24 protein-coding genes are annotated in these 22487 nt (G+C 73.6%); 15 read left to right on the forward strand and 9 right to left on the reverse strand.

The annotated features are described in order from the left end of the window. Positions 1–13: 13 nt before the first annotated feature. The 3 genes from hisF to AB0L21_RS00565 all read left to right on the forward strand — a co-directional run bounded on the left by hisF (position 14) and on the right by AB0L21_RS00565 (position 3193). A complete protein-coding gene (gene hisF, locus AB0L21_RS00555) occupies positions 14–769 on the forward strand; it encodes an imidazole glycerol phosphate synthase subunit HisF (RefSeq protein ID WP_365698698.1) in 756 nt (251 codons plus the stop codon). A gap of 134 nt (positions 770–903) precedes the next feature. Beyond that, the gene (locus tag AB0L21_RS00560; RefSeq protein ID WP_365781374.1) at positions 904–1491 is read left to right on the forward strand and encodes a helix-turn-helix domain-containing protein; all 588 of its coding nucleotides are present in this window, start codon (positions 904–906) and stop codon (positions 1489–1491) included. A gap of 31 nt (positions 1492–1522) precedes the next feature. Beyond that, complete coding sequence (locus AB0L21_RS00565; RefSeq protein WP_365781376.1) at positions 1523–3193, forward strand: MFS transporter; 1671 nt, start codon at positions 1523–1525, stop codon at positions 3191–3193. 7 nt (positions 3194–3200) lie between these two features. Here AB0L21_RS00565 and AB0L21_RS00570 read toward each other — a convergent pair whose 3' ends face one another. Further along, positions 3201–3599 (reverse strand): VOC family protein, encoded by a 399-nt coding sequence (locus tag AB0L21_RS00570; protein ID WP_365698701.1) that lies wholly within the window; start codon positions 3597–3599, stop codon positions 3201–3203. A gap of 12 nt (positions 3600–3611) precedes the next feature. Next, a complete protein-coding gene (locus AB0L21_RS00575; RefSeq protein WP_365698702.1) occupies positions 3612–4247 on the reverse strand; it encodes a TIGR03085 family metal-binding protein in 636 nt (211 codons plus the stop codon). Positions 4248–4387: 140 nt separating this feature from the next. On the opposite strand from AB0L21_RS00575, the gene hisI reads away from it, so the two are divergent. The 11 genes from hisI (at position 4388) to lgt (ending at position 13168) form a co-directional block, all read left to right on the forward strand. Next, positions 4388–4789, forward strand: a complete 402-nt coding sequence (gene hisI, locus AB0L21_RS00580) for a phosphoribosyl-AMP cyclohydrolase (RefSeq protein ID WP_365698703.1) — start codon at positions 4388–4390, stop codon at positions 4787–4789. 11 nt (positions 4790–4800) lie between these two features. Continuing rightward, positions 4801–6279: an anthranilate synthase component I gene (locus AB0L21_RS00585; RefSeq protein ID WP_365781378.1), complete on the forward strand. Its 1479-nt coding sequence runs from the start codon at positions 4801–4803 to the stop codon at positions 6277–6279. Positions 6280–6351: 72 nt separating this feature from the next. Continuing rightward, positions 6352–6990, forward strand: coding sequence for a TIGR02234 family membrane protein (locus AB0L21_RS00590; protein WP_365698705.1), 639 nt, complete (start codon positions 6352–6354; stop codon positions 6988–6990). Positions 6991–7136: 146 nt separating this feature from the next. Next, a complete protein-coding gene (locus AB0L21_RS00595; protein WP_365781380.1) occupies positions 7137–7394 on the forward strand; it encodes an HGxxPAAW family protein in 258 nt (85 codons plus the stop codon). Between the two features lie 129 nt (positions 7395–7523). Further along, complete coding sequence (locus AB0L21_RS00600) at positions 7524–7955, forward strand: DUF2752 domain-containing protein (RefSeq protein WP_365781382.1); 432 nt, start codon at positions 7524–7526, stop codon at positions 7953–7955. Between the two features lie 134 nt (positions 7956–8089). Continuing rightward, positions 8090–8899, forward strand: coding sequence for an indole-3-glycerol phosphate synthase TrpC (gene trpC / locus AB0L21_RS00605; RefSeq protein ID WP_365698708.1), 810 nt, complete (start codon positions 8090–8092; stop codon positions 8897–8899). A 20-nt stretch (positions 8900–8919) separates the two neighbouring features. After that, positions 8920–9126 (forward strand): hypothetical protein, encoded by a 207-nt coding sequence (locus AB0L21_RS00610; protein WP_365698709.1) that lies wholly within the window; start codon positions 8920–8922, stop codon positions 9124–9126. A 67-nt stretch (positions 9127–9193) separates the two neighbouring features. Further along, positions 9194–10477: a tryptophan synthase subunit beta gene (trpB, locus tag AB0L21_RS00615; RefSeq protein WP_365698710.1), complete on the forward strand. Its 1284-nt coding sequence runs from the start codon at positions 9194–9196 to the stop codon at positions 10475–10477. Beyond that, positions 10474–11292 (forward strand): tryptophan synthase subunit alpha, encoded by an 819-nt coding sequence (gene trpA / locus AB0L21_RS00620; RefSeq protein ID WP_365781384.1) that lies wholly within the window; start codon positions 10474–10476, stop codon positions 11290–11292. The genes trpB and trpA overlap by 4 nt, the downstream gene beginning before the upstream one ends. A 111-nt stretch (positions 11293–11403) precedes the next feature. Further along, entirely contained in the window at positions 11404–12177 is a 774-nt protein-coding gene (locus AB0L21_RS00625; protein ID WP_365781387.1) for a thioredoxin domain-containing protein, read from the forward strand. 82 nt (positions 12178–12259) lie between these two features. Beyond that, entirely contained in the window at positions 12260–13168 is a 909-nt protein-coding gene (lgt, locus tag AB0L21_RS00630) for a prolipoprotein diacylglyceryl transferase (RefSeq protein WP_365781389.1), read from the forward strand. A gap of 65 nt (positions 13169–13233) precedes the next feature. On the opposite strand, the gene AB0L21_RS00635 is transcribed toward lgt, so the two are convergent. From AB0L21_RS00635 to AB0L21_RS00665, 7 genes are read right to left on the reverse strand one after another with little or no spacing between them, the layout of a single operon-like run. Then, positions 13234–14046, reverse strand: a complete 813-nt coding sequence (locus AB0L21_RS00635) for a CoA ester lyase (RefSeq protein ID WP_365781392.1) — start codon at positions 14044–14046, stop codon at positions 13234–13236. Beyond that, positions 14043–15230, reverse strand: coding sequence for a CoA transferase (locus AB0L21_RS00640; RefSeq protein ID WP_365781646.1), 1188 nt, complete (start codon positions 15228–15230; stop codon positions 14043–14045). Before AB0L21_RS00640 ends, AB0L21_RS00635 begins: the two co-directional genes overlap by 4 nt. 41 nt (positions 15231–15271) lie before the next feature. Next, a complete protein-coding gene (gene rbsK, locus AB0L21_RS00645) occupies positions 15272–16165 on the reverse strand; it encodes a ribokinase (RefSeq protein WP_365698715.1) in 894 nt (297 codons plus the stop codon). Beyond that, positions 16162–17523 carry an ADP-ribosylglycohydrolase family protein gene (locus AB0L21_RS00650; RefSeq protein ID WP_365781394.1) on the reverse strand — a complete coding sequence of 454 codons (1362 nt, stop codon included), beginning with the start codon at positions 17521–17523 and terminating at the stop codon, positions 16162–16164. The genes rbsK and AB0L21_RS00650 overlap by 4 nt, the downstream gene beginning before the upstream one ends. Then, positions 17511–18695, reverse strand: coding sequence for an ADP-ribosylglycohydrolase family protein (locus AB0L21_RS00655; RefSeq protein WP_365698717.1), 1185 nt, complete (start codon positions 18693–18695; stop codon positions 17511–17513). The genes AB0L21_RS00650 and AB0L21_RS00655 overlap by 13 nt, the downstream gene beginning before the upstream one ends. Before the next feature lie 8 nt (positions 18696–18703). Then, complete coding sequence (locus tag AB0L21_RS00660; RefSeq protein ID WP_365781396.1) at positions 18704–19822, reverse strand: ADP-ribosylglycohydrolase family protein; 1119 nt, start codon at positions 19820–19822, stop codon at positions 18704–18706. Next, the gene (locus tag AB0L21_RS00665) at positions 19819–21246 is read right to left on the reverse strand and encodes an ADP-ribosylglycohydrolase family protein (RefSeq protein WP_365781398.1); all 1428 of its coding nucleotides are present in this window, start codon (positions 21244–21246) and stop codon (positions 19819–19821) included. The genes AB0L21_RS00660 and AB0L21_RS00665 overlap by 4 nt, the downstream gene beginning before the upstream one ends. Before the next feature lie 262 nt (positions 21247–21508). Here AB0L21_RS00665 and AB0L21_RS00670 point away from each other — a divergent pair, with 262 nt between their 5' ends. Further along, the gene (locus tag AB0L21_RS00670) at positions 21509–22240 is read left to right on the forward strand and encodes a VIT1/CCC1 transporter family protein (RefSeq protein ID WP_365698720.1); all 732 of its coding nucleotides are present in this window, start codon (positions 21509–21511) and stop codon (positions 22238–22240) included. Positions 22241–22487 lie beyond the last annotated feature (247 nt).

The following is a 22487-nucleotide window of genomic DNA, read 5'->3' on the forward strand; positions in this document are numbered from 1 at the left end:
GAGCCGTGGATTCATGACCCTGGCGGTCCGAGTCATCCCCTGCCTGGACGTGGACAACGGCCGGGTCGTCAAGGGCGTCAACTTCCAGAACCTGCGCGACGCCGGCGACCCCGTCGAGATGGCCAAGGTGTACGACGCCGAGGGCGCCGACGAGCTGACGTTCCTGGACATCACCGCCTCCTCCGGCAACCGGGAGACGACGTACGACGTGGTGCGCCGCACCGCCGAGCAGGTGTTCATCCCCCTGACCGTCGGCGGCGGCGTCCGCACCGCCGAGGACGTGGACAAGCTGCTGCGGGCGGGTGCGGACAAGGTGGGCGTCAACACGGCGGCCATCGCGCGCCCCGACCTGATCCGCGAGATCGCCGAGCGGTTCGGCCGGCAGGTGCTCGTCCTCTCGGTGGACGCGCGCCGCACCCCGGAGGGCACCTTCGAGGTCACCACCCACGGCGGCCGGCGCGGCACCGGCATCGACGCGGTGGAGTGGGCGCACCGGGCCGCCGAGCTGGGCGCGGGGGAGATCCTGCTGAACTCCATGGACGCGGACGGCACGAAGGACGGCTACGACCTGGAGATGATCGCGGCGGTCCGCAAGCACGTGACCGTCCCGGTGATCGCCTCCGGCGGCGCCGGCAAGCTGGCCGACTTCCCTCCGGCCATCGACGCGGGCGCGGACGCGGTCCTCGCGGCATCGGTGTTCCACTTCGGGGACCTGAGGATCGGCGAGGTGAAGGAGACGCTGAGGGGGGCGGGGCACCCGGTGAGGTAGCCGCCGCTCCCGAGGCCCCGGCCGGCTGGCCGGGGCCTTTTCACGGGCAGATGCGAAAGAGAAGTTGCGCAAGGGCCCGCCAAGTTGCGCAAGGAATATTGCGCAGTTTTTCTTTCCTGTCTACGGTTCGTGGCATGGCACGCGAGGAGAACCGCCGCATCACGGACATCGGGACGCTCAAGGCGCTCGCCCATCCGCTGCGCATGAAGCTGTACCGCCTGCTGTTCGTCGCGGAGGTCGCCACCGCCTCACAGCTGGCCGAGCAGGTGGACGAGGCCGTCTCCCTCGTCAGCTACCACCTGCGCAAGCTGGCCGAGCACGGTCTCGTCGAGGAGGCCGAGCCGCGCAGCGCGGACGCGCGGGAGCGCTGGTGGCAGCCGGCGTCCGACGGCGTCACCATCCGCGACGAGGACTTCCGGGACGCCCCCGAGAAGGCGGCGGCGCACCTGGCGGCCTCCCGGATGTTCCTGGACCAGCGCGCCGAGATGTACCGGCGGTACCTCGACGAACGCGCCCACTGGGGGCCCGAGTGGAACACGGCCGCCCACGACTCGGAGTCCCTGCTCCGGCTCACCGCCGGTGAACTCGCCGAGCTGAAGAAGGACCTGACCGACCTGCTCAAACGGTACGACGAGCGGGGGCGAGCACGCGAGGCCACCGGTGACACCGAGGGGCGCGAGCATGTCGCGCTGCACGTGTACGGCTTCCCGTTCCGCGTCTGACGCGTCTGACCTCTGAGAGGACAGCCCTCCCGTGACCGCCACGCTCATACCGCCGGCCACCGCGCAGGCCCACCGCGACCCCAACGTGCTGCGCTGGCTCGGGGCCTACACCTCCTCGATGCTCGGCGACAGCGTCTACTACCTCGCCCTGTCCTGGGCCGCCGTCCAGGCCGGAAGCCCCGCGCAGGCCGGGCTCGTGATGTCGGCCAGCGCGCTGCCGAGGGCCGTGCTGATGCTCGGCGGGGGAGTGGTCGCCGACCGGTTCGGGCCGCGCCGGGTCGTCATCGGCAGCGACGCCGTACGCTGTGCCGCCGTCCTCGCCGTGGCCGCCGTGCTGTTCCTCACCAGCCCCGGGCTGTGGCCGCTCGCCCTGCTGGCGATGGTCTTCGGCACCGTCGACGCCGTGTTCATGCCCGCCGTGGGCGCCCTGCCGGCCCGCCTCACCGAGAAGGGCCAGCTCGCCCGCGTCCAGGGCATGCGCGGCCTCGCCATCCGCCTCGCGAGCGTCGTGGGCGCCCCGCTCGGCGGACTCGCCGTGGCCCTCGGCGGCGCCCCGGCCGCGTTCACCCTCGCCGGGCTCCTCATCGCCCTGTCCCTGCCCTTGCTGATATCGGTGCGGGTGCGGGACCTACCCGACGAGGAGACCGAGAAGACCGAGCAGACCGAGAAGACCGAGCCGGGAGATGCCGGCGGCGACGGCAGCGGGGCCACTGCCATGGCCCCGACGGGTCCGCACGCCGCCGCCACCGTCTTGGATGCGGCGAGGCCTGACATGGGCGCCATCGCCAGGGGTCCGGCGGGGTCGCACGCCACCGCCACCGGCACGGACCTGGCCGGGCCCCACGCCGCCGTCACTGCTACGGACCACCTGGCCGGGCCCTACACCGCCACCGTCACGGACCTGGCCGGGGCGCACGCCGCCGCCACCGATCGGGTCGGGTCGCACGCCACCGCCACCGCCACCGCCACCGATCCGGTCGGGCCGCACGCCGCCGCCACCGATCCGGTCGGGCCGCATGGCGGTGTCACCGTCAGTGCCCCGGCCGCGTCCCGTGCCCGCGCCGCCGACCCGGTCGGCTCTCCTGTCCGTGCCACCGCATGGGGTGATCTGAAAGCCGGGCTGCGGTACATCCGGCGGCATCGGGTCCTCGCGCCGCTGATGGTCGCCATCGCCCTCGGTGACCTCGGCTTCGTCGGGCCGTTGAACGTCGGACTGACCCTGCTCGCCGACCGGCGCGGCTGGGGTGCCGCGGGCATGGGCTGGGTGCTCGCCGGCTTCGGGGCCGGCGCGGGGGCCGCCTCGCTGCTGCTGACCGTCCGGGGCCGGCTGCCGCGCGCCGGGCTGGTCGCCGGGTACGCGATCATCGCGGGCTGCGTGGCCATCGGCGCCCTCGCCTATGTGCCGGGCCTCGTCGCCGCCGTCGTCACGGCCGTGCTGGTCGGCCTGCTCACCGGGCTCAGCGGCGCGATGTGCGGTGCCCTGCTCCAGACCCAGGCCGACCCCGCCTACCTCGGCCGGGTCACCTCCGTCTCCAGCCTGGTCAGCCTCGGCCTCACCCCGCTGAGCATGCCGTTCGCCGCCGCCGCGATCGGGGCCTGGGGCCTCGGCCCGGTGTTCGTCGCCAGCGCGGTCGTCTGCGGGCTCGGCGGGGCCGTCGCCCTCGCCGTACCGGCCCTGCGCCGCGCCGAACTCCCCGGCTGACCGACGTTCACTGCTTGGGCTGAACCAGCTGCACCAGATTGCCCACCGTGTCGTCGAACACCGCCGCGAGCACCGGCCCCTGCTCCTGCGGCGCGTGCGTGAACCGGACGCCCAGGCCGCGCAGCCGTTCGTACTCCGCCTCCAGGTCGTCCACGGAGAAGACGATGCACGGCAGCCCCGCCTCGTACAGCGCCCTGCGGTACGGCTCCGCGATCGGGCCCTGGCCGGGTTCCAGCAGCAGCTGGAGATCCGGCTGGGCCCCCTCCCGTGCCCCGACCGTCACGAAGAGCGTGCCGTCGCCGAGGTCCATGTGCGTGCGGGTCTCGAAGCCGAGGACACCGGTGTAGAAGGCGTGCGCCGTCGCCACGTCGTCCACGTACACGCCGGTCATCGCCACCTTGATCACGGGCCGGCCCTCTCAGATGCCCAGCTGCTTGGTCTCGTGCAGCTTGGCGATCGCCTCCGTGTCGCCGTCCAGCTCCACCTCGGCCGCGCGCTGCCGGCCGTACGCGAACATCAGCAGCTCCGAGGGCTCACCGGTCACCGTGACCACCGGGGTGCCCCGGTGCGCCACCGCCGTCTGGCCGTTCGGGCGGCGCAGCACCAGCCCCGTCGGCACCCCGCGGCCCATCAGCCGCGCGGCGCGTTCGAGGCGGGACCACAGCGCGTCCTGGAAGACCGGGTCCAGCTCGCGCGGGCTCCAGTCCGGCTGGGCGCGGCGGACGTCCTCCGTGTGGACGTAGAACTCCACGATGTTGGCCGCCTCGTCGACCTGCTTGAGCTGGAAGGGTGAGAACCGCGGCGGGCCGGTACGGATCAGCTGGATCAGCTCCTCGTACGGCTTCGCCGTGTACTCGGCCATCACCTTCTCCAGACGCGGTGCGAGCTGCTTGATCAGCGTGCCCCCCGCCGCGTCCGGGCGGCGCTCGCGCACGATCACATGCGCGGCCAGGTCCCGGGTCCGCCAGCCCTCGCAGAGGGTCTCGGCGTCCGGCCCGACGGTTTCCAAGAGGTCGGCGAGGAGTAGCCGTTCACGCTTGGCGAAGGTCGACATGCTGTCAGCCTACGACCGCGTAACCGGTCCGCCCACCCGTCACCCGGCCACCACCCCGTCCATCGAGGCGCTTCGCGCCGCTGTGACCATTCCATGGACGCCCCGGCCCGCTGTCGGTCCCGCGCGGCACAATGTGACCCATGACCAGTACGACCGGTGCCCCCCGGCCCAGCAGCCTCGACCCGGAGATCGCCGCGCGGCTCAAGCGCAGCGCCGACGGGCTCGTCCCCGCCATCGCCCAGCAGTACGACACCGGTGAGGTGCTCATGCTCGGCTGGATGGACGACGAGGCGCTGCACCGGACGCTGACCACCGGCCGCTGCACCTACTGGTCGCGCAGCCGCCGGGAGTACTGGGTCAAGGGCGACACCTCCGGCCACGTCCAGTGGGTGAAGTCGGTGGCGCTGGACTGCGACGCCGACACCCTCCTCGTCAAGGTCGACCAGGTCGGCGCCGCCTGCCACACCGGCGCCCGCACCTGCTTCGACGAGGACGTGCTGCTCAAGGACGCCGGTTCCGGCGCACCCGGCTCCGGTCAGTAGGGTCAGCGGCCATGGAACTGGAGACCTTCCGCAAGCTGGCCACCGACCGGCGTGTCATCCCGGTCACGCGCAAGCTGCTCGCCGACGGCGACACCCCGGTCGCGCTCTACCGCAAGCTCGCCGCCGAGCGCCCCGGCACCTTCCTGCTGGAGTCCGCGGAGAACGGCCGTTCATGGTCCCGCTACTCCTTCGTCGGCGTCCGCAGCGCCGCCACGCTCACCACGCGCGACGGACAGGCCCACTGGCTCGGCACCCCGCCCGTCGGCGTCCCCACCGACGGTGACCCCCTCGCGGCCCTGCGCGCCACCCTCCAGGCCCTGCACACCCCGCACCAGGAGGGCCTGCCGCCCTTCACCGGGGGCATGGTCGGCTACCTGGGCTACGACATCGTCCGCCGTCTGGAGAAGATCGGCCCCGGCGAGCGCGACGACCTGAAGCTGCCCGAACTGACCATGCTGCTGACCAGCGACCTCGCGGTGATGGACCACTGGGAGGGCTCGGTCCTGCTGATCGCCAACGCGATCAACCACAACGACCTCGACACCGGCGTCGACGAGGCGTACGCGGACGCGGTCACCCGTCTCGACGCGATGGAGGCCGACCTCTCCCGCCCGGTCGCCCAGCCCCCGGCCCACCTGCCGCCCTCCGAGCTGCCCGAGTACACCGCCCGCTGGGGCGGCCCGGACTTCCAGCGGGCCGTCGAGGACGTCAAGGAGCGCATCCGCGCGGGCGAGGCCTTCCAGGTCGTGCCCTCCCAGCGCTTCGAGACTCCGTGCACGGCGAGCGCCCTGGACGTCTACCGGGTCCTGCGGGCCACCAACCCCTCGCCGTACATGTACCTCTTCCGCTTCGACGGGTTCGACGTCGTCGGCTCCTCCCCCGAAGCGCTGGTGAAGGTCGAGGACGGACGCGCGATGGTCCACCCCATCGCCGGCACCCGGCACCGCGGGGCCACCCCGCAGGAGGACCAGGCCCTCGCCGAGGAACTCCTGGCCGACCCCAAGGAACGCGCCGAGCACCTGATGCTGGTCGACCTCGGCCGCAACGACCTCGGCCGGGTCTGCGAGCCCGGCTCGGTCGAGGTGGTCGACTTCATGTCCGTCGAGCGCTACTCGCACGTGATGCACATCGTCTCGACCGTCACCGGCAGGGTCGCCCCCGGCCGCACGGCCTTCGACGTGCTCACCGCGTGCTTCCCGGCCGGCACCCTCTCCGGCGCCCCCAAGCCCCGCGCGATGCAGATCATCGACGAACTGGAGCCGTCCCGGCGCGGCCTGTACGGCGGCTGCGTCGGCTATCTGGACTTCGCCGGCGACTCCGACACCGCGATCGCCATCCGTACGGCCCTGCTGCGCGACGGCACGGCCTACGTCCAGGCCGGCGCCGGCGTCGTCGCCGACTCCGACCCGGTGGCGGAGGACCAGGAGTGCCGCAACAAGGCGGCGGCGGTGCTCCGCGCGGTGCACACCGCCAACCGGCTGGGCGCGTAGGGCACTCTTCTCGCACGTAGGGCGCTTCTCATACGAACCCCGGGTGACGGTTCGCCCGGGGTTCAGGCGATAGTGGAGTACGTGACTGCCGTACCTGACCCCCGTTCCCAAGCCGCCGCGTCCGCCCGGTCCGGCCGGCGGAGCCTCGCCGTGGCCCTCCTGTGCGGTGCGCTCGGCGCGGCCGTCGCGCTGCTGGCGACCCGGCAGCGCTGGGCGGAGGGCACCGCGACGGTGGCCGGCGGCGCGTTCCCGCTGACCGCCAAGGGCAGCGACGTCACGGGCGTCCCCGCGGCCCTCGCCATAGTGGGCCTCGCCGCGCTCGTCGCCGTCTTCGCCGTCCGCAGGGCCGGCCGGTTCCTCGTCTCCGGGCTGCTCGCGCTGTCCGGCGCGGGAATCGCCGCCGCGGCCCTCGTGTCCGCCTCCGACAGCTCCGCGCTGGACGAGCAGGCCGCCAAGGCGAGCGGCGACACCTCCGCCACGGTCGACGCGCTCACCCACACCGGCTGGCCCTACGTCGCGGCCTCCGGCGGCGTGCTGCTCCTGCTCGCCGGGCTGCTCGCCCTGCGCTACGGCCGTCTGTGGCCCGCGATGTCCGGCCGCTACGAGCGCGGCTCCGCCCGCCCGCGGCGCACGGCCCGGCCGGTCGACCCGGAGCGGCCCGAGGAGATCTGGAAGGCGCTGGACCGGGGCGAGGACCCCACGGGCGTCTGAACCGGAGGGTGCACCCGGCAGGTGCACGCGGAGTGTGGTGAAACAGACGCCACCCCCGCGTCGGGCACGCGCGCGCGTACGGGACAATGGACGGCGAGCGTCCGGCTCGGACAGTACGACACGTACACAGCAACGAGGAGCAAGTCATGGCGGGCAGCAGCCACGGTCACACCCCGGCCGCCTGGACCGGTGTCATCATCGCCTTCATCGGTTTCTGCGTCGCGGGCGCCTTCATGGTGATGGCCCAGCCCGTCGGCTTCTGGGCCGGCATGGCCCTCACGCTCCTCGGTGGTGTGGTCGGCGGCATCATGCGCGCGATGGGTCTGGGTCAGCCGAAGCAGGCTCGTCCGCTGCCGCACACCGCGCCCGCGGCCACGCGGGAGCCGGCTGCGGCGGAGAGCTGAGTCCCGGAACTCCGTCGAGGGGCGGTCCGGCATCCACAGCGATGCGGGCCGCCCTTTGCGTTCGCCCGCGGCACGGCCGCCTGCGGCTGCGAGCGGGCAGGCTGACGGGCGGCGGGAGAGAATGCCCGCGTGCATGCCTACAGCCGCCCGGAACCGCAGCTGGCCCCCTTCTGGCGGCGGGCCGCAGTCCCCGTGGGGCTGTTCGCGGTCGTCTGCGGGGCCTTCGCCTACGTCGGGGTCGTCGATCCGGGTGAACCCGGGCACTACCCCGTCTGTCCCCTGTACCGGCTCACCGGTCTGTACTGCCCGGGCTGCGGCGGGCTGCGCAGTGCGCATGCCTTCGTGCACGGTGATCTCCTCGCCGCCCTGCGCGACAACGCGCCGGCCGTGGCGGCCTACCTGGGCTTCGCCGTGCTGTGGAGCGTCTGGATGGTCCGCGCGGCGCGCGGCAGGCCGCTGCGGATCGACCTCGGACCGGCACAGCTGTGGGCGGCCGGCGTCCTGCTGCTGGTGTTCACCGTCGTTCGGAACCTGCCGTTCGGTGGCTGGCTCCACCCTTGATCGAACAGCGAAAGTCCAGGTAGTGGGACCGCCCTCCACCGGATGCGAGGCCTCGGCGCTCCTGCGGATACCATCGGTTTGACCACGGGTTTTCAGAACCTGAAGGAACCACCGTCTGGAAGGGGGCCGCTCGCGTGAGTGTGCTCGACGAGATCATCGACGGAGTCCGTGCCGACCTCGCGGAGCGGCAGGCACGCGTCACCCTCGACGAGCTCAAGGAGCGCGCGGCCAAGGCCCACGCCGCCAAGGACGGGGTGGCCGCGCTCAAGGGCGACGGCGTCAAGGTGATCTGCGAGGTGAAGCGGTCCAGCCCCTCGAAGGGCGCGCTGGCCGCGATCGCCGACCCGGCCGGACTCGCCGCGGACTACGAGGCGGGCGGTGCGGCCGTCATCTCGGTCCTCACCGAACAGCGCCGCTTCGGCGGCTCGCTCGCCGACCTGGAGGCGGTGCGCGCGCGGGTCGACATCCCCGTCCTGCGCAAGGACTTCATCGTCACGTCGTACCAGCTCTGGGAGGCCCGGGCGTACGGCGCCGACCTCGCGCTGCTGATCGTGGCCGCCCTGGAACAGCCGGCCCTGGAGTCGCTGATCGAGCGGGCGGTGTCCATCGGCCTGACCCCCCTCGTCGAGGTGCACGACGAGGACGAGGTCGAGCGGGCGGTGGACGCGGGCGCGAAGGTCATCGGCGTCAACGCGCGCAACCTGAAGACGCTGGAGGTGGACCGCGGCACGTTCGAGCGGGTCGCCCCGGAGATCCCGGACAGCATCGTGAAGGTCGCCGAGTCCGGCGTCCGCGGCCCGCACGACCTGATCGCGTACGCCAACGCCGGCGCCGACGCGGTGCTGGTCGGCGAGTCCCTGGTGACCGGCCGCGACCCGAAGGCGGCGGTGGCCGACCTGGTGGCGGCGGGCGAGCACCCGGCACTGCGGCACGGGCGCGGCTGATCCCGCTAGGCTTGGTGCCGATGACTCTCACCGTGACGACCGTGGACCGGCACGCGCGCCTGGCGCGCGGCTGCCGGCCGCGTGGCTGCCGCGCGCCCGCGCGGCGCGTACACGGCCGCCGCGTCCGGTACGTCATCGGCGACGAACCCGGGCAGGTCAACGGACGCCGATGGCAGCGCGCCCCGAAGGGGCGCGGGGAACTGCGCGAGCAACCACACGCGGCCTGAGGCCGTACGACTGGCCCCGCCCCCACGGCGACTCGTTTTCCCAGAACACTCACCGTGAGGTTTCCGCATGCCCAGCGAGTTCTTCATCCCTGACCCCACCGGCCAGGTGCCCAGCGCCGAGGGCTACTTCGGCGCTTTCGGCGGCAAGTTCATCCCGGAGGCCCTCGTCGCCGCCGTGGACGAGGTCGCCGTCGAGTACGACAAGGCCAAGAGCGACCCCGAGTTCGCCCGCGAGCTCGACGACCTGCTCGTCAACTACACCGGCCGCCCGTCGGCGCTCACCGAGGTGCCCCGTTTCGCCGAACACGCCGGTGGCGCCCGTGTGTTCCTCAAGCGCGAGGACCTCAACCACACCGGCTCCCACAAGATCAACAACGTGCTCGGGCAGGCCCTGCTGACCAAGCGCATGGGCAAGACCCGGGTCATCGCCGAGACCGGCGCCGGCCAGCACGGTGTCGCGACGGCCACCGCCTGCGCGCTGTTCGGCCTCGACTGCACCATCTACATGGGCGAGGTCGACACCAGACGCCAGGCCCTCAACGTGGCCCGCATGCGCATGCTCGGCGCCGAGGTCGTCGCCGTGAAGTCCGGCAGCCGCACCCTCAAGGACGCCATCAACGAGGCGTTCCGGGACTGGGTCGCCAACGTCGACCACACCCACTACCTCTTCGGCACGGTCGCCGGCCCGCACCCGTTCCCGGCCATGGTCCGCGACTTCCACCGGGTGATCGGCGTGGAGGCACGGCGTCAGCTCCTGGAGCGCGCCGGCCGTCTCCCCGACGCGGCCGTCGCCTGCGTCGGCGGCGGCTCCAACGCCATCGGCCTCTTCCACGCCTTCATCCCCGACGAGGGCGTCCGCCTCATCGGCTGCGAGCCGGCCGGCCACGGCGTCGAGACCGGCGAGCACGCGGCCACCCTCACCGCCGGCGAGCCCGGCATCCTGCACGGCTCCCGGTCGTACGTCCTGCAGGACGACGAGGGCCAGATCACCGAGCCGTACTCGATCTCGGCCGGCCTGGACTACCCGGGCGTCGGCCCGGAGCACTCCTACCTCCGCGACTCCGGCCGCGGCGAGTACCGCGCCATCACCGACGACGCCGCCATGCAGGCCCTGCGCCTGCTGTCGCGCACCGAGGGCATCATCCCGGCCATCGAGAGCGCCCACGCGCTGGCCGGCGCCCTGGAGGTCGGCAAGGAGCTGGGCAAGGACGGCCTGATCGTCGTCAACCTGTCCGGCCGCGGCGACAAGGACATGGACACCGCCGCCCGCTACTTCGGCCTCTACGACACCGACGCCGAGGTGGCCGCCGACGAAGCCGACACCGCCGAGATCGAGGGGGACGCCAAGTGAGCGGAAACATCCGGCTGCTGAACGACACCCTCGCCGCCGCCAGGGCCGAGGGCCGCTCCGCGCTCATCGCCTACCTCCCGGCCGGCTTCCCGACCGTGGACGGCGGCATCGAGGCGGTCAAGGCCGTCTTCGACGGGGGCGCCGACGTCGTCGAGGTCGGGCTGCCGCACAGCGACCCGGTGCTCGACGGCCCGGTCATCCAGACCGCCGACGACATCGCCCTGCGGGGCGGTGTGAAGATCGCCGACGTGATGCGCACGGTCCGGGAGGCCCACGAGGCCACCGGGAAGCCGGTGCTCGTCATGACGTACTGGAACCCCATCGACCGCTACGGCGTGGAGCGGTTCACCGCCGAGCTGGCCGAGGCGGGCGGCGCGGGCTGCATCCTGCCCGACCTGCCCGTGCAGGAGTCGGCGCTGTGGCGGGAGCACGCCGAGAAGCACGGCCTCGCGACGGTCTTCGTCGTGGCGCCGAGCAGCAAGGACGAGCGGCTCACCCGGATCACCGCGGCGGGCAGCGGCTTCGTCTACGCGGCCTCCCTCATGGGCGTCACCGGCACCCGGGAGTCCGTCGGCTCGCAGGCCCAGGACCTGGTCCGGCGCACCCGAGGCACCGGCACGGAGCTGCCCGTCTGCGTCGGGCTCGGCGTCTCCGACCGGGCCCAGGCCGCCGAGGTCGCCGGCTTCGCCGACGGCGTGATCGTCGGCTCGGCGTTCGTGAAGCGGATGCTGGACGCCCCGGACCACGCCTCCGGCATCGCGGCGGTCCGCGAGCTGGCCGGTGAGCTCGCGAAAGGCGTGCGCGGACAGGCGTGACGGACCGGCGTAACCGTCGGCGAATGTCCCGTATCGGATGATTCGGTCACTCGAACGGGTGGACCTCGGGCCGGGGAGGCGCGCTGCGCCTCCCCGGTTCGTTCTGGGGGTGTGAGCGAGAAGAACCGTGACGGAAAGCGCACCGCCCGGGAACGGCTGGCGGTCGAGCGCGAGAAGCAGAAGGCCGCGGAGAAGCGACGGCGCACGCTGATCGTGGGCGCGAGCGTCGTCTGCGTCCTGGGTCTGGCGGCGGTGATCGGCGTGGTCGCCGCGAACGCCGGCAAGCACAAGGGCAGCAGCGCGGGCCCGGCCGTGGCCCCGTCGGGCGCACAGGGCAAGGACGGCCTCGCCATCCCGGTCGGCAAGGACGGCGCCAAGTCGACGCTCACCGTCTGGGAGGACTTCCGCTGTCCGGCCTGCCAGGCCTTCGAGGTGGCGTACCGGCCGACCCTCCATGAACTGACCGACGCCGGCAAGCTCAGAATCGAGTACCACCTCGTCCGGCTGATCGACGGCAATCTCGGCGGCACCGGCTCGCTGCGCGCCGCCAACGCCGCGGCCTGCGCCCAGGACGCCGGGAAGTTCCGCGACTACCACGACGTGCTGTTCGCGAACCAGCCCAAGGAGACCGACGACGCCTTCGCGGACAACGGCAAGCTGATCGAGCTGGCCGGCAAGGTGAAGGGCCTGGACACGCCCGCCTTCCGCAAGTGCGTCCAGGACGGCACGCACGACAGCTGGGTGGACAGGTCCAACCAGGCGTTCCGGTCCGGCGGCTTCACCGGTACGCCCACGGTGCTGCTCGGCGGCAAGAACATCTACCAGGACCGGACGATGACCCCGGCCAAGCTCAAGCAACTGGTGGAGGCGGCCGACCGAGGGTAAGCGTTTCTCACGCCCCCGTTATGGACCCGTAGCCGGGCTGCTTGCCGTCACCACGGCCCGGCACGGTAGCGTCGGACATGCCATGAACCTTGCCTATATCCCCAGCCCGTCGCACGGGGTGCAGTACCTCGGCCCCATCCCGCTGCGCGCCTACGCCTTCTGCATCATCATCGGCGTCTTCGTTGCCGTCTGGTTCGGCAACAAGCGCTGGATCGCCCGCGGCGGGCAGTCCGGCACGGTCGCCGACATCGCCGTCTGGGCCGTGCCGTTTGGCCTGGTCGGCGGCCGGCTCTACCACGTGATCACGGACTACGAGCTGTACTTCAGCGAGGGCCGTGACTGGGTGGACGCCTTCAAGGTGTGGGAGGGCGGCCTGGGCATCTGGGGCGCCATCGCGCTCGGCGCGCTCGGCGCGTGGATCGGCGCGCGGCGCCGGGGCATCCCGATGCCCGCCTACGCCGACGCCGTCGCGCCCGGCATCGCGTTCGCGCAGGCCATCGGCCGCTGGGGCAACTGGTTCAACCAGGAGCTGTACGGCCGCGAGACCCACCTCCCCTGGGCGCTGCACATCACCTCGTCCGAGGGCGGCCGGGTGCCGGGGTACTACCACCCGACCTTCCTCTACGAGTCCCTGTGGTGCGTGGGCGTGGGCCTGCTGGTCATCTGGGCGGACCGCCGCTTCACGCTGGGGCATGGCCGGGCGTTCGCCCTGTACGTCGCCGCGTACTGCGTGGGCCGCGGCTGGATCGAGTACATGCGGGTGGACGACGCCCACCACATCCTGGGCCTCCGCCTGAACGACTGGACCGCGCTGCTCGTCTTCCTGCTGGCGGTGGCGTACATCGTGGTGTCGGCGAAGAAGCGGCCGGGACGGGAAGCCGTGGTCGAGCCGGGGGACTCCGACGGTCCGGCCGAGGGCGCGGAGGCCGGCGCCGGCGCCGACGCGGGCGCCGAGGGCGAGGAGAAGGCGGCGCCGGCCGAGAAGAGCTGACGGTTTCTGGTACGACACCGAGGGCGCCCGGAGTTCTTCCGGGCGCCCTCGGTGTGTGAGGAGGATCAGTTTCTGGCGGCCAGCGACAGCGTTCGCCGCGCCATCGCCACCACCGCCGCGTCGATGAAGCGGCCGTCGGGGAGGGCCTGGGCGCCCTCGTTCGCCGAGGCCGCTTTGATGACCGTCTCCGCGTGTTCGATCTCCGCCTCCGTGGGCAGGTAGGCCCGCTCGATCACCGGCAGCTGGCGGGGATGGATCGCCGCGCGGCCCAGGAACCCGAGTGCGCGGCCGTGGGCGCAGGAGGTGGCCAGGCCGTCCAGGTCACGGATGTCCGGATAGACGGTCTGGGACGGCGGGGCCAGGCCCGCCGCACGGGCGGCGACGATCACCCGGGAGCGCGGCCAGTCCAGGCCCGCGTCGGCCCGTACCCCGAGGTCGGCGCGGAGGTCGGCCTCGCCCAGGGCGATGCCCCGCAGGGCGGGGTGGGCGGTGGCGATGGCGTAGGCGTGCTCGATGCCGAGGGCCGACTCCAGGAGCGCGTAGAGCGGGACGGGCGTGGCCACGGCGACCTGCCGCACCTCGCCCGGCGCCGTCACCTTCGGCAGCCGCAGGCCGGACAGGCCCGGCAGGCCGGCCAGGGCGTGGAGGTCGGCGGCGGCCCAGGCACTGTCCAGGGCGTTGACGCGCACGTGCACCGGGACCGACTGCGTCTCCGCCAGGAGTTCCGCGGTGGCCGCGCGGGCGTACTCCTTGCGGTCCGGGGCGACCGCGTCCTCCAGGTCGATCACCACCACGTCGGCGCCCGCCGCCAGGGCCTTGGCCACGACATGCGGGCGGTCGCCGGGGACGTAGAGCCAGGTGAGCGGGAACCGGGTCACAGGGCGCCCTCCGCGCGCAGCGCCGCGATGCCGGCCGGGGTGAGGCCGAGTTCGGTGAGCACGGCGTCGGTGTCGGCGCCGTGCGGGCGGCCGGCCCAGCGGATCGCGCCGGGCGTGGCGGAGAGCCGGAAGAGGACGTTCTGCATGCGCAGCGGGCCCAGTTCCGGGTCGTCGACGGTGGTGACCGTGTCCAGGGCCTGGTACTGGGGGTCCGCCAGGACGTCCCGGACGTCCTGCACGGGGGCCACCGCGGCCTCCGCCTCCTCGAAGGCCGTGAGCACCTTGGCGCGGGTGCGGCCGGCGATCCAGGAGCCGACCGCCTCGTCCAGCACATCGGCGTGGGCGGCCCGGCCCGCGCCGGTGGCGAACCACGGTTCCTCGATCAGCTCCGGGCGGCCCACCAGCCGTAGCACCCGTTCGGCGACCGACTGGGCGGAGGTGGAGACGGCGACCCAGGTGCCGTCGGCGGTGCGGTAGGTGTTGCGCGGGGCGTTGTTCGCGGACCGGTTGCCGGTGCGTTCCTGGACGTAGCCGAGCTGGTCGTACCAGGTGGCGTGGGGTCCGAGGACCGACAGGATCGGTTCGATGATCGCCATGTCGACCGTCTGTCCCGCGCCGGTGCGTTCGCGTGCGGCCAGTGCCGTCAGCACGGCGTAGGCGGTCGCCAGGCCCGCGATCGAGTCGGCGAGACCGAAGGGCGGCAGCGTCGGGGGCGCGTCCGGTTCGCCGGTGACCGCGGCGAAGCCGCTCATCGCCTCGGCGAGGGTGCCGAAGCCGGGGCGGTGCGCGTAGGGGCCGAACTGGCCGAACGCGGTGACCCGGGCGAGGACCAGCCGGGGATTGGCCGCGGACAGCTCCGGCCAGCCGAGATCCCATTTCTCCAGGGTTCCGGGGCGGAAGTTCTCGATCATCACGTCGGCGGTGGCGGCGAGCCGCAGCAGGGTGGCCCGGCCGCCGGGTGTGGACAGGTCGAGGGTGATGGCCCGCTTGTTGCGGCCGAGCACCTTCCACCACAGGCCGACGCCGTCCTTGGCCGGGCCGTGGCCCCGTGACGGGTCGGGCCGCCGGGGATGCTCCACCTTGATCACCTCGGCGCCGAAGTCACCGAGCAGCGTGGCGGCCATCGGCCCGGCGAAGAGGGTCGCGAGGTCCAGCACCCGCAGGCCGTCCAGCGCCGGGGACATCGGTGCCGTCGTGGCAGCCGTACGTGTCGTGCTCGTCGTGTTCATGCGCTGTACTGGGCCTCGATCTCCGGGCGGTACGGCATCGACGCCGACGCGCCTTGCCGCTGGACGGAGATCGCCGCGGCGGCTGCCGCCCAGGACAGGGCTTCCCGTACCGGTTTCTCCTCGGCGAGGGCCACCGCGAGCGCGCCGACGAACGTGTCGCCCGCGCCCGTGGAGTCCACGGCGGTCACGCGGGGCGCGGGGACGACGAGCGGTTCGGCGCCCCGGGTCAGGTACAGGCAGCCCGTGGCGCCCAGGGTGACGACGACCTCCGGCACCAGGTCCAGCAGGGCGGCTGCCGCCTCGCGCGGGTCGGTGCGGCCGGTGAGGGTGACCGCCTCGTACTCGTTCGGCACCAACAGGTCGACGGCGGCCAGGAGTTCGGGCGGCAGCGGCTGGACGGGGGACGGGGTGAGGACCGTACGGACGCCATGCCGGCGGGCCGCCTCCGCGCCGGCGACGACCGCCGCCTGCGGGATCTCCAGTTGCAGCAGCAGGGCGTCGGCGGTGGCGATCACCCCCTCGTCGCCGGGGGAGAGGTGGTCGACGGTGCCGTTCGCGCCGGGGATGACGACGATCGCGTTGCCGCCCTCGTCGTCCACCACGATGTGCGCGGTGCCGGACGGGCCCTCGACCGTGCGCAGGAAGTCGGTGTCCACGCCGGAGTGTTCGAGGGTGTCGCGCAGCCGCGCGCCGAAGGCGTCGTTGCCGACCGCGCCGATCATCGAGACGGTGGCGCCGGCGCGGGCCGCGGCGATCGCCTGGTTGGCGCCCTTGCCGCCGGGGATCGTACGGAACTCCCGTCCCGTCACGGTCTCCCCGCGCTGCGGGGCCTTGGCGACATACGTGACGAGGTCCATGTTCGTGCTGCCGAGGACGGCGATGTGGGTCATGGTCGGGTCGCCTCCAGGTGGGTGAGGTGGGCGAGGGTGTCGAAGCCGGTGCCGTCGAAGTCCGCGACGCTGGTGGCGAGCCGGTTCTTCAGCGGGGCCCGCCAGCGGTCGGGGAGCGCGCCGGGAGAGCCGGCGAGGAGGCCGGCGATGCTCCCGGCGGTGGCGCCGTTGGAGTCGGTGTCCCAGCCACCCGACACGGCACGGCAGACCGAGCCGGTGAAGTCGCCGCCGGCGTGGGTGAGGGCGGCGACGGTCAGGGCGGTGTTGGGCAGGGCGTGGACCCAGTGGTGGGTGGGGCCGTAGACGGCGTGGAGTTCGTCCACGACGTCGTCGAAGTCGCCGGTGGTGGTGGCCAGCCGGACGGCGTGGTCGATCGCCTTCGCCAGGCGGGAGCGGGCCGGGACCACCGTGCGGCCGGTGCGCAGACAGGCGTGGACGTCGTGCGTGCCGGTGGCGGCCGTGGCGATGGTGGCGGCCGTGAACATCGCCGCGTAGACGCCGTTGGCGGTGTGGGTGAGGACCGCGTCGCGGTGGGCCTGTTCGGCGGCGGCGGCCGGGTCGCCGGGGTTGCTCCAGCCGTGCATGTCGGCGCGGATCAGCGCGCCGATCCACTCGCGGAACGGGTTGCGGTGGCGGGCCGTGTGCGGGGGTTCGATGCCGGCGAGGAGGTTGCGGTGGGCGACGCGCTCGGCGGTGAAGGTGCGGCCGGGCGGGAGTTCTTCCAGCCAGAGCCGGGCCACGTCGTCGGTGGTGAAGGTCCTCCCGTGGCGCTGGAGCAGGAGGAGGTTGAGCAGGGGGTAGTTGAGGTCGTCGTCCTCGGGCATGCCGTCGATGTTCTCGGCGAGCGAGGTGGCGGCCGAGCGGCGGTTCCAGGGGTGGGCGGCCAGGAGGTCCTCGGGGACTCCCCTGGCGGTGAACCAGGTGGTGAGGGGCCAGTTCCCGGTCGCCCGGGCGAGGGCGCGGATGCCGTCCAGCGGGAGTTTCTCGACCGGTTTACCGAGGAGACAGCCGATGGCCCGGCCGAGCCAGGCGGCCTCCAGCGCGCGAGGGTCCGGTGCGGTGGCGGACCGTCCGGTGGGCCAGTCGGGGCACTGGGACCTGATGCGGGCCAGGTTCGTCGGCTCGTCGTCGGCGAAGCGGCTGGGCAGATCGGCGAGTTCGTCCAGCAGGTCCTCCGCCAGCAGGCGCAGATAGCGGGACACCCGGTGCGGGGACGCGCCCGCGCGCTCCGGGGCGTCCGGGCCGCCCGCCGCCCGCCAGCGCGCCTCGATCGCCTTCGGCTCGCGCCCGTCCAGGCGGGCCTGGCGCAGCTCGTGGCCCAGCAGGTCCTCCGGCTGGACCCAGGTCAGTCGGAGCACGGCCGGCCTCCGAGCGCGGTGAACGCCTCCTCGTGGGCGCGCCGGCGGCGCACGTCCCGGTCGAAGATCTCGCGTGTGACCTCGGTGAGCGTCCGGGCCGGCGCCCACAGGTCCAGGCGGCTGGCGTCGGCGACGGTCTTCGCCCACTCCTCGGGGGCGGGCGAGCCGAGCGCGCCCGCGAGGGCACCGGCCATCGTGGCGATCGAGTCGCAGTCACGGCCGTAGTTGACCGAGCCGAGCACGGCCTGCCGGTAGTCGCCGCCGGAGACGACCAGCATGCCCAGCGCGACGGGGAGTTCCTCGATGGAGTGCAGCCGGGAGGGGCGGCGGGCGGCGAGGGAGGGGGCGCGGTAGTCCGGGCCGACGGTGTCGTACGGCGCCACCGCGGCGCGCAGCGGACCGAGCGCCGACTCGAAGTCCCGGTGCCCTGCGGCGACTTCGCAGACCTTCTCGATCGCGGTGCGGGTGCCGTCCTTGGCCAGGGCCAGGCAGGCGCTCACCACCGAGTCCGGGGTCGCGCCGGGGGCGGTCGCGGCGGCCACCGCCGCGGCGAACACACCGGCCGCCTCACGGCCGTACGACGACTGGTGCGCGCCCGCGATGTCCAGCGCCTCGGCGTAGGCGGCGGCCGGGTTGGCCGCGTTGACCAGGCCGACCGGGGCCATGTACATCGCGGCGCCGCAGTTGACGATGTTGCCGGTGCCCGCCTCCCGGGGGTCAGTGTGACCGTAGGCCAGCCGGGCCACCAGCCACTTCTCGGCCAGGAAGAGCCGGTGCAGCGGCAGGGCCTCGGCCTCCAGCTCGGGGATCCAGCGGGGGGTGGTCATCAGGTCCGGGACCAGGTGGTCGGCGATCGCGTACGCGTCGAGGTGGTCCCGGACACGGTCGTAGACGCGGATCAGCGCGTGCGTCATCAGGGTGTCGTCGGTGACGTGGCCGTCGCCCTTGTGGTACGGCGCGATGGGGCGGGCGGTGCGCCAGGCGTCACCGTGCCACGGGCCGACGATGCCGCGCACGCGACCGCCGTGCCGCTCGGCGATCTGGTCGGGGGAGTAGCCCTCGACCGGGCCGCCGAGGGCGTCGCCGACGGCGGCTCCCACCAGGGCGGCGGTGACGCGGTCGGCGAGACCGCTCGGGCCGGGGCCGCTGCTTTCTTCTTCTTTGGGCGTCATGCCCCGAATCATCCTCCTGGGCGGGCCGGTTGTGCGGCTTCCAGGAGTCCGGCGAGTTCCACCAGGTCGGTGCCGGTGAGACGGGGCAGGGTGCAGCCGGGCAGGATGCGGCAGGCGTCCCGCCAGGTGTCGGGGATCGCCGCGCCGCCGCCGAGGGCGCCGGTGAGCGCTCCGGCGAGGGCGGGGGCGGAGTCGGCGACCCGGGACAGGCAGGCGGCGGCCGGTACGGCCTCGGTGATCCGGCCCCGGGCGGCGGTGGCCAGGGCGAGCGCGACGGGGACGGTCTCGGCGGCGGCGATGCCGTAGCTGTAGACGTGGTCCACGATCTGGTGTTCCAGGAGGGGGACGAGGGCGAAGGCGGACTCGCCGTCCTCGGCCAGGGCGAGGGCGTGGCGGGTGTTGCGGCCGATCTCGGTGTCCGCCGGGAGTTCGGCGAGCGCGGCGGTCACGCAGGTGTCGGTGTCCGCGTCGGCGAGGGCGAGGGAGAGGGCCGCCGCCATGGCCCGCGCGCCGTGCACGCCGTCGCCGTCCTGGGTGTAGCGGGCGTCGAACTCGGCGAGTGCGGCGGCCTGTTGCGGATCGCCGGGGTGGGCCACGGCGAGGACGCAGGCGCGGACGCAGGCCGCGTCGTCGAAGTAGTGCGGGTTGTCGTGGCCGGTGGCGGGCGGGCGCAGGCCGGTGGCCAGGTTGCCGAGGCCGGCGCGGACGGAGATGCGGGCGCGCAGCGGCAGTACGGCGGACTCGATCTCCGGGGCGCGGTCCGCCGCGGCGGCGACCTCGCAGGCCACGGCGGTCCAGGTGAGGTCGATGGCGGCGCGCATACGGCGGGCTCGGCTGAGGTCGCCGAGGACGTCGTCGTCGCCGGCGCGCAGGACCGCCTCCGCGGCGAACGCCGCCCACTCGGCGTCGTCGGACGGGCCGAGGCGGAGGGGCTCGGGGGGTTGGTTGAGGGCGATCGGGACCGGGAGGGTGGTGGTGGCGTTCTGCTCGGCGAAGGTGTCCAGTTCCCGGGTGAGACGGCGGGTCCACTCGGGCATGCGGGCCGCGCGGTGCCGGGCGGCGGGCCAGCCGGCGGCGTCTCCCGCGGCGAGGCCGAGGAGGAGGCCCTCGATGCGGCGCGCTGTCATGACTGCCCCTCACCGTCCGGCTGCCCGGCCCCCACCAGAGGGCTCCGCCCGCTGTCCGCTGGCCCGGCGTCTCCGGCACCCACCAGCGAGCTCCGCCCCCTGGACCCCCGCGCCTGCGCCCACCCACCGCCCGACTCGGTCGGCTGGGTGGTGGAGGGAGGGGGTGGGAGGAGTCCGGTGGGCTGGGGGGCGGGCAGCGGAGGTGGCTGCACCGCACCCACCAGTGCCTCCGGTTCCCCGTCCGCCAGGCTTCCCGGTGGGGCCGTAGTCAGTGTTGCCGCTGTGAGCGCTGCCGGTTTCTCCGTTGCCGGTGTGTCCGCCGGGTTGCCGTCCGGCGTGCTTCCCGGCAGCACCGCGGCCCGTGTCGCCGCCACGGTCGTGGTGATCGGCCCCGGGGCCGACGTCCCGGCCTCTTCCGTGCTCCCTTCCGCCGCCGTCACCAGGAGTTCCGCGATCTCCAGTACGTGGTGGCCGGTGATGGACGGCAGGCAGCGGCCGCGGGCCGGGCCGATGGCCGCCGCCCAGGTCGGTGGGATGGCCGAGAGGCCCTGGGTCGCGCCGGAGAGGGCGCCCGCCACCGCCGCCGTCGTGTCCGCGTCGCGACCCATGTTGACGGCCGTCAGGACCGCCTCCCGGAAGTCGCCGTCGGCCGCCGCGTACGCGCCGAAGGCGAGGGCGACCGCTTCCGGGGCCAGGTCGGTCCAGGGGTAGCCGCCGATGACGACCGCGGAGCGGACCGCGCGTTCGCCGCGATGCGCCACCGCCACCGCGCGCCGCAGGGAGCGAGCCGTCCAGGAGTCGTCCGGGATCACCGCGAGGGCGGCGGCGATCACCACCGGAACCGCCGCGCCGGTCATCGCCGCCGCCACGCCCGCCGCGACCGCCTGGCCGCCGTAGATGCCCTCGCCCTCGTGGCTGACGGAGCCGTCGACGGCCACCAGCCGGGCCGCTTCGGCGGGGCGCCCGGCGGCGAAGACCCCGAAGGGCGCCGCCCGCATCGCCAGTCCGTCGCTCCAGGCGTGCCGGTGCTGGGCCGAGATGGGGGCGGCGAGGCCGCGGCGGAGGTTCTCCAGCGTGCCGCGCTCGCTGAAGCCCGCGCCGCGGAAGGGTCCCTCGGCCCGGTCGGCGATCCACTCGTGCCAGGCCGCCTCGACATGCTCCGGGGTGAGCGCCGAGCCGTGCCGGGCCAGCAGCAGACCGGAGAAGATCGCGTACTCGGTGTCGTCCGTGCCGTACGGCCGGTCGCTGACGTACCCGGTGATCCGGCCCCAGCGGGCGCGGATCTCGGAGGGCCTGAGGTTCTCCGCCGGTGCGCCGAGCGCGTCCCCGACGGCCAGGCCGAGCAGCGCCCCGCGGGCCCGCTCGCGGAGTCCGGCGGCGTCACCGGGCGCCGGGGCCGGGGGAGTGCAGGCGGTCGATGCCATGGGCGGCCTCCTTCGGCGGGTCGCACGGGACCCTGTGCGGATGTGTCCCACGGGAGGCGACCGCGTGAGCCGGGGCCGAGGCTCTGTCACCCGGTCGGCATCTGAGCTGTCATTCGCACATGTGAGCGTTCAGCGGAGAAGCCGCAGGTTAGCGGAGCCTTTCCTTGCTGGCGCGGGCGACATGATGAGCGTAAGTTCTGTATTGTCGAAAAGTAGAACTCGTCCAAAGTTAGCTTTGGCTTAGCTTCCCTGGGGGGCCCGGATGGCCATCATCGAAACCGAGGCCGCGCTGCACGAGGCGCACCGCGACAACCACACCCACCGGGATGTGAACGGCGGATGGCTGCGGCCCGCCGTCTTCGGCGCCATGGACGGTCTCGTCTCCAACCTCGCCCTGATGACGGGTGTGGCCGGCGGGTCCGTGAGCCAGCACACCATCATCATCACCGGTCTCGCGGGGCTCGCCGCCGGCGCCTTCTCCATGGCGGCCGGCGAGTACACCTCCGTCGCCTCCCAGCGCGAACTCGTCGAGGCGGAACTCGACGTCGAGCGCCGTGAGCTGCGCAGGCATCCGCAGGACGAGGAGGACGAGCTGGCCGCGCTGTACGTGGCCCGCGGGGTCGAGCCGGGACTGGCCCGGCAGGTCGCCCGGCAGCTGTCCGAGGATCCGGAGCAGGCACTGGAGATCCACGCCCGCGAGGAGCTGGGCATCGACCCCGGGGACCTGCCCTCGCCGCTGGTCGCCGCCGTCTCGTCCTTCGGCTCGTTCGCGCTCGGCGCCCTGCTGCCCGTCCTGCCGTACCTGCTCGGAGCGACCGCGCTGTGGCCCGCCGTCCTGCTGGCCCTCGCCGGACTCTTCGGGTGCGGTGCCGTCGTGGCCAAGGTGACCGCGCGCAGCTGGTGGTTCAGCGGTCTGCGGCAGCTCGCGCTCGGTGGTGCGGCGGCCGGTGTGACGTACGCCCTGGGCAGTCTGTTCGGAACGGCCGTAGGATAGCTGGACCGGTACCTATGCGACGGGCCGCATAAGTACCCGTTACTCGCTGGTTTCGAGTGCATGACCACCGGGCATGAGCCGTAAGCGCAGTGGGCAATGACGCCTGCCGCACCCCGTGGGGTGGGCGATGACGCTCGCCCCGGACCCCTTCGGGCCGCCGGGCGCCGATCCGACCGATCGTGTCCGCAACGGTCCCCCGCACACGTCGGCCGCCACCGCGCGGCCCCCGCCGCCACCGCACCGCACG

This window comes from Streptomyces sp. NPDC052721, assembly GCF_040678315.1.
Classification (GTDB): domain Bacteria; phylum Actinomycetota; class Actinomycetes; order Streptomycetales; family Streptomycetaceae; genus Streptomyces.

Bases quoted from the DNA above. Each gene is read 5' to 3' on its own strand.
- hisF (WP_365698698.1), top strand. From the start codon at position 14: ATGACCCTGGCGGTCCGAGTCATCCCCTGCCTGGACGTGGACAACGGC.
- AB0L21_RS00560 (WP_365781374.1), top strand. From the start codon at position 904: ATGGCACGCGAGGAGAACCGCCGCATCACGGACATCGGGACGCTCAAG.
- AB0L21_RS00575 (WP_365698702.1), bottom strand. From the start codon at position 4,247: ATGTCGACCTTCGCCAAGCGTGAACGGCTACTCCTCGCCGACCTCTTG.
- hisI (WP_365698703.1), top strand. From the start codon at position 4,388: ATGACCAGTACGACCGGTGCCCCCCGGCCCAGCAGCCTCGACCCGGAG.
- AB0L21_RS00585 (WP_365781378.1), top strand. From the start codon at position 4,801: ATGGAACTGGAGACCTTCCGCAAGCTGGCCACCGACCGGCGTGTCATC.
- AB0L21_RS00595 (WP_365781380.1), top strand. From the start codon at position 7,137: ATGGCGGGCAGCAGCCACGGTCACACCCCGGCCGCCTGGACCGGTGTC.
- AB0L21_RS00610 (WP_365698709.1), top strand. From the start codon at position 8,920: ATGACTCTCACCGTGACGACCGTGGACCGGCACGCGCGCCTGGCGCGC.
- trpB (WP_365698710.1), top strand. From the start codon at position 9,194: ATGCCCAGCGAGTTCTTCATCCCTGACCCCACCGGCCAGGTGCCCAGC.
- lgt (WP_365781389.1), top strand. From the start codon at position 12,260: ATGAACCTTGCCTATATCCCCAGCCCGTCGCACGGGGTGCAGTACCTC.
- AB0L21_RS00640 (WP_365781646.1), bottom strand. From the start codon at position 15,230: ATGTCCCCGGCGCTGGACGGCCTGCGGGTGCTGGACCTCGCGACCCTC.
- rbsK (WP_365698715.1), bottom strand. From the start codon at position 16,165: ATGACCCACATCGCCGTCCTCGGCAGCACGAACATGGACCTCGTCACG.
- AB0L21_RS00655 (WP_365698717.1), bottom strand. From the start codon at position 18,695: ATGACGCCCAAAGAAGAAGAAAGCAGCGGCCCCGGCCCGAGCGGTCTC.
- AB0L21_RS00660 (WP_365781396.1), bottom strand. From the start codon at position 19,822: ATGACAGCGCGCCGCATCGAGGGCCTCCTCCTCGGCCTCGCCGCGGGA.
- AB0L21_RS00665 (WP_365781398.1), bottom strand. From the start codon at position 21,246: ATGGCATCGACCGCCTGCACTCCCCCGGCCCCGGCGCCCGGTGACGCC.
- AB0L21_RS00670 (WP_365698720.1), top strand. From the start codon at position 21,509: ATGGCCATCATCGAAACCGAGGCCGCGCTGCACGAGGCGCACCGCGAC.